Source organism: Acinetobacter sp. YH12201, from assembly GCF_013418145.1.
Lineage (GTDB): Bacteria > Pseudomonadota > Gammaproteobacteria > Pseudomonadales > Moraxellaceae > Acinetobacter.
Genome location: NZ_VPCP01000002.1, coordinates 86,032 through 102,625 on the forward strand (window position 1 = coordinate 86,032; position 16,594 = coordinate 102,625).

General features: G+C 41.6%; 11 protein-coding genes and 1 pseudogene. 3 read left to right on the forward strand and 9 right to left on the reverse strand.

Annotated elements, in window-relative coordinates:
- Positions 1 to 140 precede the first annotated feature (140 nt).
- Entirely contained in the window at positions 141 to 2,432 is a 2,292-nt protein-coding gene (gene metE, locus FTU91_RS00995; protein ID WP_180041701.1) for a 5-methyltetrahydropteroyltriglutamate--homocysteine S-methyltransferase, read from the forward strand.
- A 65-nt stretch (positions 2,433 to 2,497) separates the two neighbouring features.
- Here the strand turns inward: metE and FTU91_RS01000 are convergent, their stop codons facing one another.
- From FTU91_RS01000 to hrpA, 7 genes are all read right to left on the reverse strand, one after another.
- Complete coding sequence (locus tag FTU91_RS01000; protein ID WP_180041704.1) at positions 2,498 to 2,860, reverse strand: hypothetical protein; 363 nt, start codon at positions 2,858 to 2,860, stop codon at positions 2,498 to 2,500.
- Between the two features lie 181 nt (positions 2,861 to 3,041).
- Positions 3,042 to 4,025, reverse strand: a complete 984-nt coding sequence (locus tag FTU91_RS01005; RefSeq protein ID WP_086195505.1) for an ion transporter — start codon at positions 4,023 to 4,025, stop codon at positions 3,042 to 3,044.
- Between the two features lie 110 nt (positions 4,026 to 4,135).
- Positions 4,136 to 5,851: an AAA family ATPase gene (locus FTU91_RS01010; protein WP_180041706.1), complete on the reverse strand. Its 1,716-nt coding sequence runs from the start codon at positions 5,849 to 5,851 to the stop codon at positions 4,136 to 4,138.
- 88 nt (positions 5,852 to 5,939) lie between these two features.
- Positions 5,940 to 7,946: a hypothetical protein gene (locus tag FTU91_RS01015; RefSeq protein ID WP_180080443.1), complete on the reverse strand. Its 2,007-nt coding sequence runs from the start codon at positions 7,944 to 7,946 to the stop codon at positions 5,940 to 5,942.
- A gap of 217 nt (positions 7,947 to 8,163) precedes the next feature.
- Positions 8,164 to 8,922, reverse strand: coding sequence for a lysophospholipid acyltransferase family protein (locus FTU91_RS01020; protein ID WP_180041708.1), 759 nt, complete (start codon positions 8,920 to 8,922; stop codon positions 8,164 to 8,166).
- 11 nt (positions 8,923 to 8,933) lie between these two features.
- Positions 8,934 to 10,043 carry a beta-ketoacyl-ACP synthase III gene (locus tag FTU91_RS01025; protein WP_086195508.1) on the reverse strand — a complete coding sequence of 370 codons (1,110 nt, stop codon included), beginning with the start codon at positions 10,041 to 10,043 and terminating at the stop codon, positions 8,934 to 8,936.
- 28 nt (positions 10,044 to 10,071) lie between these two features.
- Positions 10,072 to 13,992 carry an ATP-dependent RNA helicase HrpA gene (gene hrpA / locus FTU91_RS01030; RefSeq protein ID WP_180041710.1) on the reverse strand — a complete coding sequence of 1,307 codons (3,921 nt, stop codon included), beginning with the start codon at positions 13,990 to 13,992 and terminating at the stop codon, positions 10,072 to 10,074.
- Between the two features lie 517 nt (positions 13,993 to 14,509).
- Here hrpA and ahpC point away from each other — a divergent pair.
- Together ahpC and FTU91_RS01040 are read left to right on the forward strand one after the other, a co-directional pair.
- Positions 14,510 to 15,073 carry an alkyl hydroperoxide reductase subunit C gene (gene ahpC / locus FTU91_RS01035; RefSeq protein WP_166168833.1) on the forward strand — a complete coding sequence of 188 codons (564 nt, stop codon included), beginning with the start codon at positions 14,510 to 14,512 and terminating at the stop codon, positions 15,071 to 15,073.
- 375 nt (positions 15,074 to 15,448) lie between these two features.
- Positions 15,449 to 15,655 (forward strand): KTSC domain-containing protein, encoded by a 207-nt coding sequence (locus tag FTU91_RS01040; RefSeq protein ID WP_086195511.1) that lies wholly within the window; start codon positions 15,449 to 15,451, stop codon positions 15,653 to 15,655.
- A gap of 48 nt (positions 15,656 to 15,703) precedes the next feature.
- Here FTU91_RS01040 and FTU91_RS01045 read toward each other — a convergent pair.
- Together FTU91_RS01045 and FTU91_RS01050 are read right to left on the reverse strand one after the other, a co-directional pair.
- Positions 15,704 to 16,294 (reverse strand): annotated as a pseudogene (locus FTU91_RS01045) (O-methyltransferase).
- Between the two features lie 62 nt (positions 16,295 to 16,356).
- Positions 16,357 to 16,578, reverse strand: coding sequence for a DUF1653 domain-containing protein (locus tag FTU91_RS01050; RefSeq protein WP_131288113.1), 222 nt, complete (start codon positions 16,576 to 16,578; stop codon positions 16,357 to 16,359).
- Positions 16,579 to 16,594 lie beyond the last annotated feature (16 nt).

A 16,594-nucleotide genomic window follows, 5' to 3' on the forward strand; every position in this document is an offset into this window, starting at 1 on the left:
CTTGTACGTGAAGCCCAAAAGCAAAAAATCACATAATGAATAAAAATAATTTTAACATGAAAATAATGAGTTTGATTCATCTTTATTTTTGTTCATGATAGTTGCAACAAAATGAGATCATCTATCTCCCTGGAAATATCATGACTTTAACTACACATATTTTGGGCTACCCACGCATTGGTGCAAAACGTGAACTTAAATTTGCAGAAGAAAGCTATTGGAAAGGTGAAATAACTCAAGCAGAATTTTTAGCAAAAGCCCAAGCGCTAGAAGCAAGTAACTGGCAAGCACAAATAGATGCCGGCTTATCTTTGGTGACTGTGGGTGACTTTGTATTTTATGACAGTATTTTAACCCATGCCGTGCGTTTAGGAGTAATTCCAGCCCGCTTTAAAGAAGCTGAAAAGCTAAATCAAGTTGATCAACAGTTCTATTTGGCACGGGGTCGTGCACCCCACTGCACCGATGTTGCTGCACTAGAAATGACCAAATGGTTTGACACCAACTACCACTACTTAGTACCTGAATTAAATTCAGCACAACAGTTTAAAGCTGATTTTTCTGATTTACTGGCGCAAGTCGATCGCGCCAAGGCATTGAATCAACCACTTAAAGTGGTACTCCCTGGTTTAGTCAGCTTTCTGTATTTATCCCGTATTGTCGATGCAAATACAGCAGAAGCAGAAAAACATGCCTGTGAATGTGGAAATGATCATGCTGACATAAGCGCAGATCAGACAAATTTAAAATTTGTAGATGCATTGCTGCCAATTTATGCAGCATTATTCGATGAACTCAAAGCACGCGGCGTAGAATATGTACAGGTCGATGAACCGGCTTTAGTACTTGATCTTGCACCAGAATGGCAAGCTGCATTTGAACAGGTTTATTATCTGTTACAACGTCATGATGGTTTAAAATTGATTGTGGCAAGTTATTTTGAAACTCTAGGTGCCAATTTAAATCTTGCTGTCAATCTTCCAGTTGCAGGCTTACACATTGACATTACCCGTGAAAAAGTGGGTGAGTTTTTCTGGAAAAAAGTCATTGACCAATTACCAACACACAAAATCTTGTCTTTGGGCTTAATCAACGGTCGTAGTGTTTGGGCAAGTGACCTAGTGGCCCTGAATGATATTGTTCAAACAGCACAAAAATCTTTAGGTGAGCGTTTATGGCTTGCTACGGGCTGTTCATTGCTGCACGTGCCGGTTGATCTGCGTTCTGAAACTATTCCTGCTGAAGTAGATGGCAAACTTGCTTTTGCCCGCCAAAAACTAGAGGAGCTTGTCGCCTTAGCAAACGGTCACATTTATGCAAATGGAAAACTTTCTAAAGCTGTGGATGCACCATTTGATTTAGTGGCCCAATCTCGCCAAGCACCGTTTGAAATTCGTTTCAAGGCCCAACAAGAAAAACTGAAGTTGCCTTTGATCCCGACCACGACCATCGGTTCATTCCCACAAACTGCTGAAATTCGTGCAGCACGTGCAGCCTGGAATAACGGAAATTTGACCAACGATGCCTATGAAGCAGCAATGAAAAAAGAAATCGCATATGCGATTCAACAGCAAGAAGAACTTGGTCTAGATGTTCTGGTACATGGTGAAGCCGAACGTACCGACATGGTTGAATACTTTGCAGGTCTGCTGGACGGCTTCTGGTTATCCAAGTTTGGTTGGGTTCAGTCTTACGGTAGTCGCTGTGTTCGCCCGCCAATCATCGTGGGGGATATCACTCGTCCAAATGCAATGACAGTGAAATGGATTGAGTATGCCAATACCTTATCTGACAAGATTGTCAAAGGCATGTTGACCGGCCCGGTTACTATTCTAAACTGGTCATTCCCTCCTGCGCATCGGACTCGTCGTGAAGTATGTTTACAGCTGGCTGAAGCAATCCGTCAGGAAGTCTCTGATCTGCAAGATGCTGGTGTCGAAATTATCCAGATTGATGAAGCGGCATTCCGTGAAGGTTTACCCCTGCGTAAAGCCGATCAGGCTGAATACTGGGATTGGGCGGTAAAATCGTTCAAACACTGTTCAAGCAGCGCACGTGTGGATACGCAAATTCATACCCACATGTGTTATTCAGACTTTAAAGACTGCCTGCCACAAATCACAGCGATGGATGCAGATGTCATCACGATTGAAACTTCCCGTTCAGGTTTACAGCTGTTAGACGTGTTCCACGAGCAAGGTTATCCCAATGCAGTTGGTCCAGGTGTGTATGACATTCACAGTCCACGTACCCCTACCAGTGACAACATGCGTACCGTGATTGATGGTGCATTAAAAACCATTCCTGCTGAACGTTTATGGGTCAATCCGGACTGCGGCTTAAAAACACGTGGTTGGGCTGAGACGAAAATAGCACTGGCAACGCTAGTGAAAATGGCCAAAGAAGTACGTAAAGAGCTGCAAGCTGCATAATCCAGATTGCACAATAAAAATAGCTCCTTTATCGGAGCTATTTTTAGCATCCAATTCAGGATGAACTAACTAAAATTATAATATTGTCCTGTACTAAAATCATACAGCGTTATGGTCGAGCCAGAAATGGTAATTTCGTAGTAACTTGAGTTGCCATAATGATAGCCTTCGTATTTTTTTATGCCTTTCTTTTTTAAACTGATAAATTCGCTATGACCATAATCATACAGGTTAAACTCACGGCCGGTGTTTCGTCCCTCAAAAACAGCTGATCGGTGATAATCATAAAGTTTTGCCTCGCCCGCATTGACGTTGCCGCTGATTTGAGAATAGGCACTTTCATTGTAATCATAAATATTTGACTTATGATTGCCGAATTCCAGCTTGGCCACCACCAAAGCCAAAGCCGCTCGCTGATACTGTTTCATTTATTTTCCTTTTAATTTTTATTTTAAGTTAATGAAAAAATCATCCTGTTTTTTCAACTTTAAAACTGATACAGATTATTGTTCTTCACAAATAACATAACAAATTATTTTTCTAACTCAAAGTGATGATTTTTTGCAATGCAAGCCATGTATGAAATGTCAACAGAACCTAAATATCAGCTTAATCTGGCAATTTTTTTCCGCAATGTGGGCAATAGGCATATTGCTCGCGTTCTTGCTTCAATGCTTCTTCTCGTTGCTCGCGCAGCAACTGGAAAATAATATTGCGCGTTTGCTCTGAAGTGAGTCCCACCTCTTTACGCATACTTTCTATTTTTTCCTGATCATTGAATAGATCAATTTCAGAACTTTGCAATAACTCTCTAAATTTCAATTCCAGATTCTGCTTACGCTGTTCGAGTTCATAGGTCAGGCCGGTTGCCAAGATACCTGCCGGTAAAGCGGCCAGCCCCACGCCTAAAATGGTAATAATTGCGCCCAAAAAACGCCCCAAAGGAGTAATCGGTGTTACATCTCCATAACCCACAGTGGTCAAGGTCACTACCGCCCACCACATCGATGCTGGAATTGAAGTAAACACCTCAGGTTGAGCTTTACTTTCGACCACGTAAATACAGGCGGCAGCCATCACAATCATGATGCTTAAAATAAAGAGAACCGCCTGAAAAGACCCTTTTTCACGTTCAATCACGCGCAATAGAATTTGCAGGGAGACAAAATAGCGTGTCAACTTTAACAGTCGCATGAGCCGTAAAATTCTCAGGAAGCGTAAATCAATCGGCACCCAGAAATTAATATAAGCTGGCAAGATGGCAAATAAATCAATGATTGCTGCACCACTTTTGACCCAGTTCAGGCGATTCTTCCAGGCACTGTAAAATGGATTTTCTTCGGCAACTGACCAAAAACGGAGTAAATATTCAAGCGAAAAAATGAAGATAGAAAAATATTCGAAAAAATCGAAAAATGCCGCATAGGATTGATACACATCATTTACCGACTCCAATAATATGGCTGCCGCATTACCCAGGATCAATAAAATTAAAAAATAGTTGATCGTCCGACTAAACCTGGTTTCGTAGTCTTCATTATGTAAATTGTTATAAACGAATCTTCTTAGTGTATACCACGTGCTAAATGCCATAGCCGTACATGTTGTAATTTAAAGGCTGTAGTTTAACCCAAGTTGGAAAAGATGTAATGCGTGACAAGCCAAGAAGCCCTCATCACGCATTCATTTTATTTTATTTCAATTTATTCAACAAAAAGCAAAGCTAAACGTACTTGGTCATAGCCCATACGTGGACTGGTCGCTTCTACAATCGGACGCAGCTTAATTGCACCATCCTCACTAAAGTTTTCAGGACTTTGACGTTTCATCAAGCGTTTATAAATTTTACGCACCTGTTCCACCACTTCATCCCCCGGATGAGCCACGGAAATGTCCAAGCCCTGCTCTTTATGTAATTTCGCCAAATGATTGATAATGGTCGCAGGAGTCAAGCCACGCTCAACGGCAATATCCTGAATTTCATAACCTTCTTCAAACAATTCACGAGTTTCATCCAGTGTGGCTGTCGCATAATTGGTTTTGCCACCACTTTTCGCTATTTTCTTTTCATTACGCTGAATTTCAGCTTCATTCAAGGTACCACCACAGTGACGAATAAAAGCTTTATGCTGCGGTGTTAAATCAATCAGTTGGAAGTGATTTTCCGCTTCTTCAGACAGTTCCTGAAAACGTCGATCGGCCTTAATGGCCAAACTGTCCAACTCCAAAGCCTGTTCATTCATACCCAGCAGCTTTAAGCCACTTAATGCTTTTAAACGCGACAACGCCACATAACCCTGACCTTTCTCAAAGGTATGCGCCAGATTAATCTCGGCCGCTTCCAGCGTCATGCCTTGCGACTTATGAATAGTAATGGCCCAAGCCAGACGTAATGGAATCTGCTGAAAACTGGCAATAGTTTTACCTGCATCATTATCGACTGACCAGGTTTCAGGTTCCACCAGCAGTACCGTACCGTCGGTTAATTTTACTTTTGGCAAAATGCCATATTCATCATCTTCTTCAAAGCCAATGACCTCGCCCAGACTGCCGTTAATATAGCCCATATCAAAGTTGTTTTTGACAAACATGACCTTGGCATTTTTCTTTAAAGTCAGGTTTTCAGGCGCACGAACCGAAGATTTTAGGGTTTCAATCAGCTTGTCATTGCCATCACAGATGGCGTCAAACTGCTTGCTTTCGGCATCAATAGCATTCAGATGCTTAAAGTTGATGCTATCCACATCCATATTGTGGGTATATAAACGGGTAAAGGTTTCTCCCACGTTCTGCTGGCGGGTCTGCTCCAAAGCCTGAAGATGTTCGACACTTATACTCTGGTTGCGAATAGCATTTAAAATATCATTTAAATAGTCATTACCTTGTCGGTGCTGCTCGGTCAGATAACAAACGCGAAATTTGGCTTCCACCCACGCATCCGACATAAAGCAGAATTTATCCCGGTTACGTTCTTCATTTTTACCTACCGGTGGCAACTGGAAAAAATCGCCAGCAACGATGACCTGAATCCCGCCAAAGGCTTCATCACTTTCTTTAAAATATTTTAAAACCTGATTGACCAGATTCAGCTGCTTGGCATGCAGCATGGAAATTTCATCAATAATCAGTACCTGGGCATTTTCTAAATGCTCTTTAAGGTACTTGCGCTCTTTCATGTTTTTCAGGTCAGCATCGGATAAAAAATCCTTGATGCCGATTCCCGCCCAGGTATGAATGGTCATGCCATTCATATGCGTTGCAGCAATCCCGGTTGATGCCGTAATCGCCACAGGCACCTTACGGGCTTTTAAATAATTGATGTACTGATTGAGTGTATAGGTTTTCCCTGCACCTGCCGAACCTGTTAAAAAGACATTTTCGCCCGCTTTCAAAAGCTTGAGTGCAGTTTCTTGTTTCATAAGACCTATAACCGTAAATTAACGGCTATAGCCTACCGATTTTTTCCCTAAAAGTTAAGCCCAGAAAAAAGTTTAGCGACAGCCACTGTCACTTAAACGGCGCAAACTGCTGGTTTAACCAGGAGATAAATTGCAACGCAATATTGACAAAAAGATATTCGGTTTTTCTATTATGCGGATATTCCAGCTGGTCATAGATCAGCTGACCTTCTCGCAGGTAGCAGCCTAAGGTCATATGCAGCTTGCCGGTTTGTGAAACCATATGAAAAGCCACATACTCTCTTTCCATAATGCGCTGTGCATAGCTTGCCGCCAGACAATTCTGACATCTCTGCGACTCTTCAATAAGACGGTCCAGATCTGTCAATTCTTCAAAGCTCCAGCTGGAAAAGTACATGAATTTTTCCGGCATCACAGCTTGCCAGACCGACACCGCATAATTTTTCCTGAGCTGGCTGATAATTTCCCGCTTCTGGATGTGATTATGCCAATCCGTGGCCTGATGATAAAACCCGATCCAGCTGGTATTTTTCGCTACAGGCTGATTATCCTTAAAAAACTCAACCAGATAATCTCGCACATAGGAGTCGAACACCGACACCCGGATATTTCGACCACGCAGATAAAAAATCTGCCGGAACTCATCCTGACGCATTTTGTAGTGCTGCAATACGCTATAAAATTCGCGATTTTGATGGGTTTCCGGTCGGATATATGCCATTAAATCATTGCCGAAACCTCGGGTTATTTTGTGCAGATACAACATATAGGCCTGCATCACCCGACTTAAACGCAAATAGATTTTCTTGACTGTTTGCTCATTTCCTTGTGTGACATTGCGCATTAAGTCCATCCATTCATCCAGATACAAAATGGAAGGGCTGATGGCAATGCGATGGTCTTCCAGAGACTGGCTCTGTCCTTTAAGCATCATACTCTGATTATCTTCATGCTCAAACCAGGCTTCCTGCATGGCAAAATAATGACAGCTATGAATAAACATGCGTGCTGAACAATGCTGAAAGTACTGTAAAGTTGCCAAAATGACCTGGGGGTGAACCTGACTGCTATCGATAAAACTGAATGCCGTGACTGCTACCCGGACACTGCTCTGCTGAATATTACGGCTCAGCCAGTCCAGAACCTCGGCAGACTGTTTAAACAGCCAGTTTACCGCTCGCGGATAATCAAATAACGGTAATTTTGCGACTTTTTTTTGCCAGACTACAGTCGAGCAATGCAGAAAATTATGTTTTGAGAGTAAATTATCACGCTGCCAGAGCTCACGCCGCATTAAACGCACAAAGCCAAGCAAGGCAGGTTGTTCCTGGGCATGCCGATAGAGCAAATGGATATCATCCTGATGTTCCATTAACTCATGCAAGTTAAAACGCTCTTCAAATGAAAGTGCCATAATGCGGTACATGGCCACAGGTAAAAACTGTGCAGCGCTAAAACAAAACTCATCCAGCGCTTCCATTAAAGGTTGCAAGGGTAAAAATTCATCTCCGTACACCTTTTGAATGGAACACATCTCTTGTAACAAGTGGATGAGCGTTTCAGGCAATGCAGTTTTATTCATCACATAATCTGTTAAAACAGCAAAAGAATAAATGTTTGCCTTCATCATCAGCTGATCAATAATTTCAGCTTCAAGCAATGAAAGATTTTTCAGATACGCCCTTACCCGCTCGGTGCCCTGCACCCACAAATACACCTGATCCAGCAGTATCTGCCGCAGCTGTTGGGCTTTTTGACGCAAATAGAGGGAATGTTGCGGCTTTAAGTCATTGGTGAGAAAGTACAGATCATGAAGGATAAACTCTTCCAGTAGTTCAGCTTTTTGTCCAAGATAAGTAAAATCACCATGCAAAATGCTTTTCTGCGCAGAGTCAGGGGCATAAAATTGCAACTGAAACAGACCATTGGCCACTTGTACCGTATGCCATTCCTGATCAATACGAAACATATTTTGTGCATTCAGCCCACCGACAATATTGAGCTGATCTTGAAAAATGTCATTTAGACTTTTAGAAATTCTGAGTAACTGTTTCGCAATCCCTTGATATTGCGGTACTAAACGATCCTGTTCCATACTCGCCTCAAATTGAATAATCATCCTAAGATGAATTTAATCATTTTAATCATTTTAATCATTTTAATCATTTTAATCATTTTAATCATATAGTAATCTAGTAAAGATACTGTATGCTGAGTTCAAAATTTAAGCAAATTTACCTGATCAATTGCTAAAACTCAATCACTGCTTCATCCATTTATACTCGTGGAAATGAAACACAGACCAAACCTAGTCAAGCTTTTCTGTGGTCACGTTGTCGTTTTAAATCGTCTAAACCTGCATAAATTTGCTGCTGAATCTGATCACGAAAATCTTTTAATTGTTCCGTATTTTTGATATTCATCAAGCTTTGTCGCGGCATAAATTGAAAATAAAAAGGCAGACGCTTCGGAATGATACTTTTAGGCAAGGATGGAATGACATCACCATGACGCAACAATTTATCCAGTTGCGGCAACTTTAACAATTTTTGAAACCACGCGCTTTCAATAATCCGATTAGCATCGAATCCCAGCTCAAAAACTTCATCGCCTCCTAAAGCCGCAAAAGGGACAATATCATAGTTAAATTCTTGCGCGAGTTTTAGAAAACCGTAACGCTGTTTCCAGATCAACTGATAGGCCTCACCTTTTCTTTTTAAAACTTCTCGCCCGCCTCCTGGAAAGACCAGAATCGAATAGCCCTGCTGCATTGCTGCACGGATATAGGCTTTCTCGCCATCAACTGCACCAAATTTCTTAAACAGGGTACGCCAGCCAGGCAAATAAAAATGGCCATGATCAGCAACACTGACCACAGCCACTTTATGGTGATTATATAAATAATCAATCAAGATTGGTGAATCAAACACCCCATATAGGGTGTGATTCCCGACATACATTGCAGGTTTGGTAGCATCAATCTGTTCAGCCCCTAAAAAGGTTGGGGTGAAATACAGTTTGGACAACGCACTGAGGCATTTAATCCATCTGGCATCATGCTCAACCTGCAATAGATGATTCCTTATGCTACAACGTGTTTTTGCACCAGAACCGAGCCAACAGAATAACCCGCACCGAATGAACAAAGCAGACCATATTCACCATCATTCACTTCATGTGCGGTACGGTGTAATGCAATGATCACACCTGCAGAAGAGGTATTGGCAAACTCATCCAGAATAATCGGCACAAGCGCACGATCAGCATCTTTACCGACTACATATTTCAAGATCAGGTCATTCATGCTGGCATTGGCTTGGTGTAACCAGAAACGTTTCACATTGCTTGGTGCAATGTTGTTTTTCTCCAGCTGTTTGGTAATGATTTTTGCAACCAGCGGGCACACTTCTTTAAACACTTTACGACCGTCCTGACGGAACAGTTTGTCATCTACAACTGCATCTTCACTACGATTTAAATAACCGAAGTTGTTACGGATATTGTTAGAAAATTGCGTAAACAAATGCGTATCTAAAATGTCAAAACCAGTCTTCGTGGTCGTATCTTCAATAATCGATGCTGTCGCCACATCACCAAAAATAAAGTGGCAGTCACGTGAACGGAAATCGGTATGACCAGAGGTAATTTCTACATTGACCAATAAGACACGACGTGCACCGCTTCTGATTGCATCCGCAGCCTGTTTTAAACCAAAGGTTGCAGCCGAACATGCTACATTCATGTCATAGGCATAGCCTTGAATGCCCAAAGCGGTTTGGATCTCAATTGAAACAGCGGGATAAGCACGCTGGATGTTTGAACACGAAAGAATCACAACGTCGATATCTTCAGCTGTAACCCCTGCATTTTCCATCGCCTGTTTAGCAGCAATCACACCCCATTCAGCTTGAATGGAAAGTTCATCATTGCTACGTTCACGTAAACGCGGATATAGACGCTTCGGATCAAGGATACCTGACTTTTCAGCAACATAGCGACTTTTAACACCGGATGCTTTTTCAATAAATTCTGCATCTGAACCGCGACGCGCTTCAATCTCACCCGCTGCAATTTTGTCCGCGTTGTCGTGGTTAAACTGTTCCACATAAGCATTTAAACTTGCAACCAATTCATCATTGCTAATGGATTCTTCTGGATGATAAAGACCGGTACCGGTAATACGAATGCCCATGTAAAACTCCCGTTAATTTTGCGCTCTGTTAATTAATGCCCAATTGATGCCATACTTTTTGCAGGCGGGTTGGAGAAACCGGCATTTTTGTTTTCATTGGTTGTGAGAACAGGGAAATACGAAATTCTTCGACCATAAAGTACAGATCTTTCAGGCGAGCGTCATTTTTAAACTTAAACAATTTTTCCATCCATGGGTCAACTTGCTCAATGGCAGAATTATCCCTTTGCAGGTTATTTGGCAAGCGTTCTAGACGCAAGACCAAGGCCTTTAAATAGCGTGGAAACTCCTGCCATATATCAAAAGATTTGACATACACACAGTTGGAAAGACTCATTAAATCAAGCTGATCTTCAAGATCATCAATATTTTTTCCAAAGATAGAATCGTCTAAAACCAACAATTTTCGACGAATATCCTGCCATTGAATATAAATATCGCTCAGTATAGATAATGCCACTTGACCATGCGTTAGGAAAGATTTTTTTACATTTAAAAGCAAGTTTTGAAACTCTTCAGCATTGACAGGAAGCTCATTTATTGTCATCTGAAGGGTGGCATAAACCAACATTTGCTCCAGCTGAGCCTTATCGCCCAAAGGTGAATAAGCCAAAGCCAGCGGTTTGGAAATCTGTTTTTTCAGCTGGCGTACCAGATCGCCGAGCTGCATATAGACCAGACGAATGATCCCTTCCCGGTGCTGTTTAATCGCTTCAGCCTGATCATTAAAGGTCTGAATCACCACACCAGATTCATCTTTGGCATCTAGTTCTGCAAATGCTTTGGTCGGTACCAGCGCCTGATATTGCTTTACCACAACACCGGTCACCTTTTGTGAAGCTTCAAAAGTGAAATTTTCCGGGAAAACTTTAAATTCGCCTTTGAGCTGCTTGACCGGACTATGTGTTTCGGTACGGCAACGTGCTTTCAGTTCGGGCAGATCACGACCTTTTTCAATCACCCGACCTTTTTCATCAATCACTTTAATCAACGGCAGCAAATACTGCTCGATCCGTTCAAAGGAAAAGTCTTTTTCGCTAATTTGTTCGCCGCGTAGTTGAAAGGCCAAAAACTTGAAAATATGTTCACGCAAATTGACTGCATCTATTGCTTTCATCAGTTTGCGTGCAGTATCCGGAATCGGCACCAGATTGCGGCGCTTGTCTTTAGGCAAGGATTTCAATAAGGCTTCAATCAAGTCCTCACGCCAGCCGGGTATGCCCCATGACCAGATACCTTCATCGACCTGTGGCAAGGCCTGTAGCGGGATTTTAACCGTCGCTCCATCTTCATCATGGCTGGGATCAAAACGGTAGCTCGTTGCCAGACGCAAAGCACCATTATGCAAATAATCCGGAAATTGCTGGGTAGTCGGACGGTCATTCATCCACAGCACATCATCTTCGACAAATAAATAGCGCGGATTTTGCGGCTCAACCGTCGCACGCCAGTCTTCAAAACTACGGCGGCTCGCCACTTCTGGCGGTACTTTCTCGGCATAAAACTGATAGATGGTTTCTTCATCCACCACCAGATCACGACGACGCAGCTTATCTTCTACCCGTTCCACTTCTTCCAGCTTGAGCAGATTATGCTTCAAAAATGGCGGCATAATGCCGAGATTACCTGTGGTTAAGGCATCACGCAGGAAGATTTCATGCGCTGCCGGCTGATCGACTTTTTCATAGTTCATCAAACGCTTCGGTTCAATAATCAGGCCAAACAGGGAAATCTGGTCATAAGCATTGACGATACCGGCTTTTTTCGACCAGTGCGGCTCAAAATAATGATGTTTCAGTAAGTCACGCGCAGCCAGCAGAATCCATTCCGGTTCGATCTTCGCCAAGGTACGCAAATATACCTGAGAGGTTTCCACCATCTCAAAGGCCATTACCCACGGCGTATTGGTTTTATGCAAAGTCGATGCCGGGAAAATACGGGCTTTTTGCTGACGAACGGCCATAAACACATTGCGTTCATCGGTCTTATTGGCAATAAACGAAAGCAAACCGGTCAATAAAGCACGGTGCAAGTTTTCATAACTGGCTTTTTTATCATTAAAGGAAAGCTTTAAGCCTTGCGCCAATTCCGTCAACTGTTCATGGGTTTTCTTCCATTCGCGTAAACGTAACCAGCTTAAAAAATGCTGCCGTGCAAAATTACGACGCTTGTTCTCATTCATCGAGGCACGGTTAGCTTGCAAGGTTTCCCATAACTTGATGTAGAACAAAAAGTCAGAGTCACCTTCTTTAAACAAGGCATGCTTCTGGTCAGCTTGCATCTGTTTATCGGCAGGACGCTCTCGTGGGTCCTGTACAGCCAAAGCTGCGACAATAATCAGCACTTCATTGAGCACACCAAAATGCGCGCCGCCTAAAATCATTCGCGCTAAACGCGGGTCGATTGGCATTTTTGCCATCTGCTGACCGATTTTGGTTAATCCCCCTTGTGTTCCCCCTTTTCCAAAGGGGGAAGAAGTTACAGATTGCTTTTCATCTGTAACTTTAGGGGGATTTTTCTCAGAAAGTGCCCCAAGCTCAATCAACAACTTACGGCCATCATTAACCAAGCGATGATCTGGTGGCTCAATAAAGTCAAAACTTTCCAGATCACCCAGATTTAAACTCTGCATCTGTAAAATAACCGATGCCAGGTTGGTACGTTTAATCTCTGGTTCGGTAAATTCAGGACGGCTTTGGAAATCTTCCTCACTATACAGCCGGATACAAACACCAGGCGCAATACGGCCACAGCGGCCTTTACGCTGGTTGGCAGCCGCCTGTGATACTGCCTCAATCGGTAAACGCTGCACCCGTGAACGGTAGCTATAGCGTGAAATACGGGCAAAACCGCTGTCGATTACATAACGGATGTTGGGTACGGTTAAAGCTGTTTCAGCCACGTTGGTGGCAATAATAATGCGTCGTCCACCACCGCCAGGATTGAAAATCTTTTGCTGTTCAGCTATGGCTAAACGCGCATATAAAGGCAAAATTTCAGTATGCCGTGGACCATGCTTTTGCAAGGTTTCCTGCAATTCACGAATTTCCTGTTCGGTACTGGCAAAAATCAGAATATCGGCATGTTCAGGATGGCCTTTTTGCTGTGCATCGGCAAAACATTCTTCTACCGCTTGTACCACTGCACGCGGCAAGTTTTCTTCAAAGTCATCAAACTCGTCATCATCACTACCGCCAATACTCATTTCTGAAATTGGACGATAACGCACTTCTACCGGATAACTGCGCCCTTCCACTTCAAAAACAGGTGCACCGTTAAAGTAGTTACTAAAACGGTTTACATCTAAAGTTGCGGAAGTAATGATGACTTTTAAATCTTTGCGGCGTGGTAGAAGCTGTTTTAAATAGCCCATGATGAAGTCGATGTTCAATGAACGTTCATGTGCTTCATCAATAATAATGGTGTCGTATTTGGTCAAATAACGGTCATTGACCAGTTCAGCCAGTAAAATACCGTCCGTCATCAAACGAACTATCGAGTCTTGCGACCCCTGTTCGTTAAAACGAATTTTAAAACCAATGGATTCACCCAGCTTCTCCCCCACTTCTTCGGCAATACGCTGCGATACGCTACGCGCAGCCAGTCGACGCGGTTGGGTATGACCAATCATTCCGGTCAACCCACGACCGGCCAGCATGGCAATTTGTGGTAATTGCGTGGTTTTACCTGAACCGGTTTCCCCTGCCACAATAATCACCTGGTGTTGTTGAATCGCTTCAATCAACTTGTCTTTATATTGGGTAACAGGCAGGTCTTGATTGAGTTTGATGTTCGGAACACGGGACAGGCGCTCACGCACTTTATGATTCGATTTTTCTAATAATTCTTGATAGTGTTTTTCGTTGGCATCTTTACCTTTGCGTAGTCGATTTAAACGATGACGGTCACGTGCCATGACCCATTGATCTACATTTAAATGACTTAACACAGATAATTTATCCCAAAACAAAAAATTGAACTGAATATTTTACGCTGTAACGCCGCAGAGAGAAAGACAGGCAAATATTTATTCATGGCGTTTGAGGTAAAGAATATTCAAAAGTATGGGAAATAGATCATCAACCACGCTAAAATCCGCCACGTATAACAAGAGTTACACTATTCACCATCTTTAATGATGTTCACACACATCTTCTGATCACCATTACTCAGCCTAAAAATGATTCGAGCGTCAAAAATAAATTTAATTTAAAAAAATTTACCCTTGAATTTTAAGTCTCAAGCCTTCATGTTCTTAGACAAGCTGAAAAACTGCATATTTGTCATTTAATAATCATCTTTAAATGATTAAATAGATAAAGAATCAGATTTGGTGGAATTGTAGACTTTATATTAGTTAATTCGGTTTTTCCGATTTCAATAATGTAAAAATACTGTTTCAGCAATAAGAAAAAATTCGCTATCCTTTTGGAAATCAAATACAAACCTCAATCATGGAGACAATGATGAGCTTAATTAATACTGAAGTTAAACCATTTAAAGCAACTGCATTCCAAAACGGTCAATTTATTGAAGTGACTGAAGCTGATCTTAAAGGCAAATGGTCTGTTGTATTCTTCTACCCAGCTGACTTTACTTTCGTTTGCCCAACTGAATTAGGTGACCTTGCTGATAACTACGCTGAATTCAAAAAATTAGGCGTTGAAATCTATTCAGTTTCTACTGACACTCACTTCACGCACAAAGCTTGGCATGATTCTTCAGAAGAAATCAAAAAAATTGAATATGTAATGGTTGGTGATCCAACTTGGACTCTAGCTAAAAACTTTGACGTATTAATCGAAGCTGCTGGTCTTGCTGACCGTGGTACTTTCGTTATCGATCCTGAAGGCAAAATCCAAATCGTTGAAATCAACGCTGGTGGTGTTGGCCGTGATGCTCAAGAACTTCTTCGTAAAGTTAAAGCAGCTCAATACGTTCATGCTCACCCAGGTGAAGTTTGCCCAGCTAAATGGAAAGAAGGCGACGCTACTCTAGCTCCTTCAATCGACCTAGTAGGTAAAATCTAATCTCTATTTAGATTGAACTGATGTAAAAAACCACGCTCTTTTGCGTGGTTTTATACATTTTGAATAAAACACTGTTTTCAAATATCTTTAGTATTTCCTATAATTGTCAACATAACAGAATTTATATTTTTTACTTCAACAATAAAAAGCTGAATAGCGTACAGCCCTATTCTTCAATACAAAATATATCTATCTATAATTCATCAATTTAATATATTTATTTCTATTATATTTTGTCACTTTTTATTGTAATGTAAGTCTTATACAGGTTTGTGACGAATGTTTTACAAGGCTGCTCTACAGCGCATAACCTCTATAGCTTCACGTCAAATGACAGACAAAATCTGTGAAACATAATATAAAAAAGGAGTGCTTATGGGATCAATACTTACTGTAACTTCCTATACTTACAGTTCTTCATCACGTTATCTTAAAATTTTTTATAACAATGGTTCAGCAGAACTGTACCATCCAGTTCCGGAATTTATTTATAACAACATGCTCCGATGTCATGACAAGGCTGCTTTTGTACATAAATATTTAGAATATGACTTACATTTTACTCGCATTTCCATGGCTTGAATGATCAGGGCTCTGCCCTGATTCACAGATATTTTTATTCATACAAATTTATTTATAGCAAAGCATCAACAGACCTGAGCCAATCGATAAAGTCATACTCATAAAACGTTCATCACTTTTCACCAGTGCAATAAATTGCTGAACTTCTGCTGCATGTGATATGACATTGTCGACAAATATGACGCCATTTTTAGGATGCAGCATATGCGGCAAATACTGCCAGTAATCCATATAGGCATCCCGTTCAGCATCTAACAAAATAAAGTCATATTGCTGTTCGGCCTTTTCAAGAAAACTTTGTGCATCCCCTACCCAAAAATCAATCACTTCACTCAATTGTAGTTCATTGGCATATTGCTGAGCTTGCTGGGTACGTGCCGGATCAATTTCCAAAGTAGTGACATGACCTTGTGAAGTCTGTGCTGCATTCGCCAGCCATAAAGTCGAATAACCTGTTGAAGTGCCAATCTACAAAATATTTTTAGATTGTTGGATGCGCACTTGCATGGCTAAAAATAATGCAGAATCCGGTTCTATATTTCGATAACGTTGAATACGGTCTTTTTGTAAGGCATCAAATTTAATAAAACTTTGATGCAACTCCTGCATTCGCTTCTGGAATATTTCACTCATGCTCATCACAGCTATTCCTGTCTTGTTATTCTGTTGAGTCTAGCGTTTATTGATGTCGTTAATCTAGTTCATGAAGTTGCTTGAATTAATTTAAATCGTGGAACAACTGTACCATTATCGAGTGTGACCATTTCCTGAAACATTTCCAGGGGACGTACCCACATTGAATAATCGCCATACAAACATTGATATACCACCAGTTTCTCAGCTGTTTCACTATGCGTAGCAACATGAAAGACCTGATATAACTTGCCTTTATAGTGTTGATAAATCCCGACTTTGAATTGCATTTTTATAACCTTGTTA

Coding starts and splice junctions, on each gene's coding strand:
- metE (WP_180041701.1), top strand. CDS start 141: ATGACTTTAACTACACATATTTTGGGCTACCCACGCATTGGTGCAAAA.
- FTU91_RS01000 (WP_180041704.1), bottom strand. CDS start 2,860: ATGAAACAGTATCAGCGAGCGGCTTTGGCTTTGGTGGTGGCCAAGCTG.
- FTU91_RS01005 (WP_086195505.1), bottom strand. CDS start 4,025: ATGGCATTTAGCACGTGGTATACACTAAGAAGATTCGTTTATAACAAT.
- FTU91_RS01010 (WP_180041706.1), bottom strand. CDS start 5,851: ATGAAACAAGAAACTGCACTCAAGCTTTTGAAAGCGGGCGAAAATGTC.
- FTU91_RS01015 (WP_180080443.1), bottom strand. CDS start 7,946: ATGGAACAGGATCGTTTAGTACCGCAATATCAAGGGATTGCGAAACAG.
- FTU91_RS01025 (WP_086195508.1), bottom strand. CDS start 10,043: ATGGGCATTCGTATTACCGGTACCGGTCTTTATCATCCAGAAGAATCC.
- ahpC (WP_166168833.1), top strand. CDS start 14,510: ATGAGCTTAATTAATACTGAAGTTAAACCATTTAAAGCAACTGCATTC.
- FTU91_RS01040 (WP_086195511.1), top strand. CDS start 15,449: ATGGGATCAATACTTACTGTAACTTCCTATACTTACAGTTCTTCATCA.
- FTU91_RS01050 (WP_131288113.1), bottom strand. CDS start 16,578: ATGCAATTCAAAGTCGGGATTTATCAACACTATAAAGGCAAGTTATAT.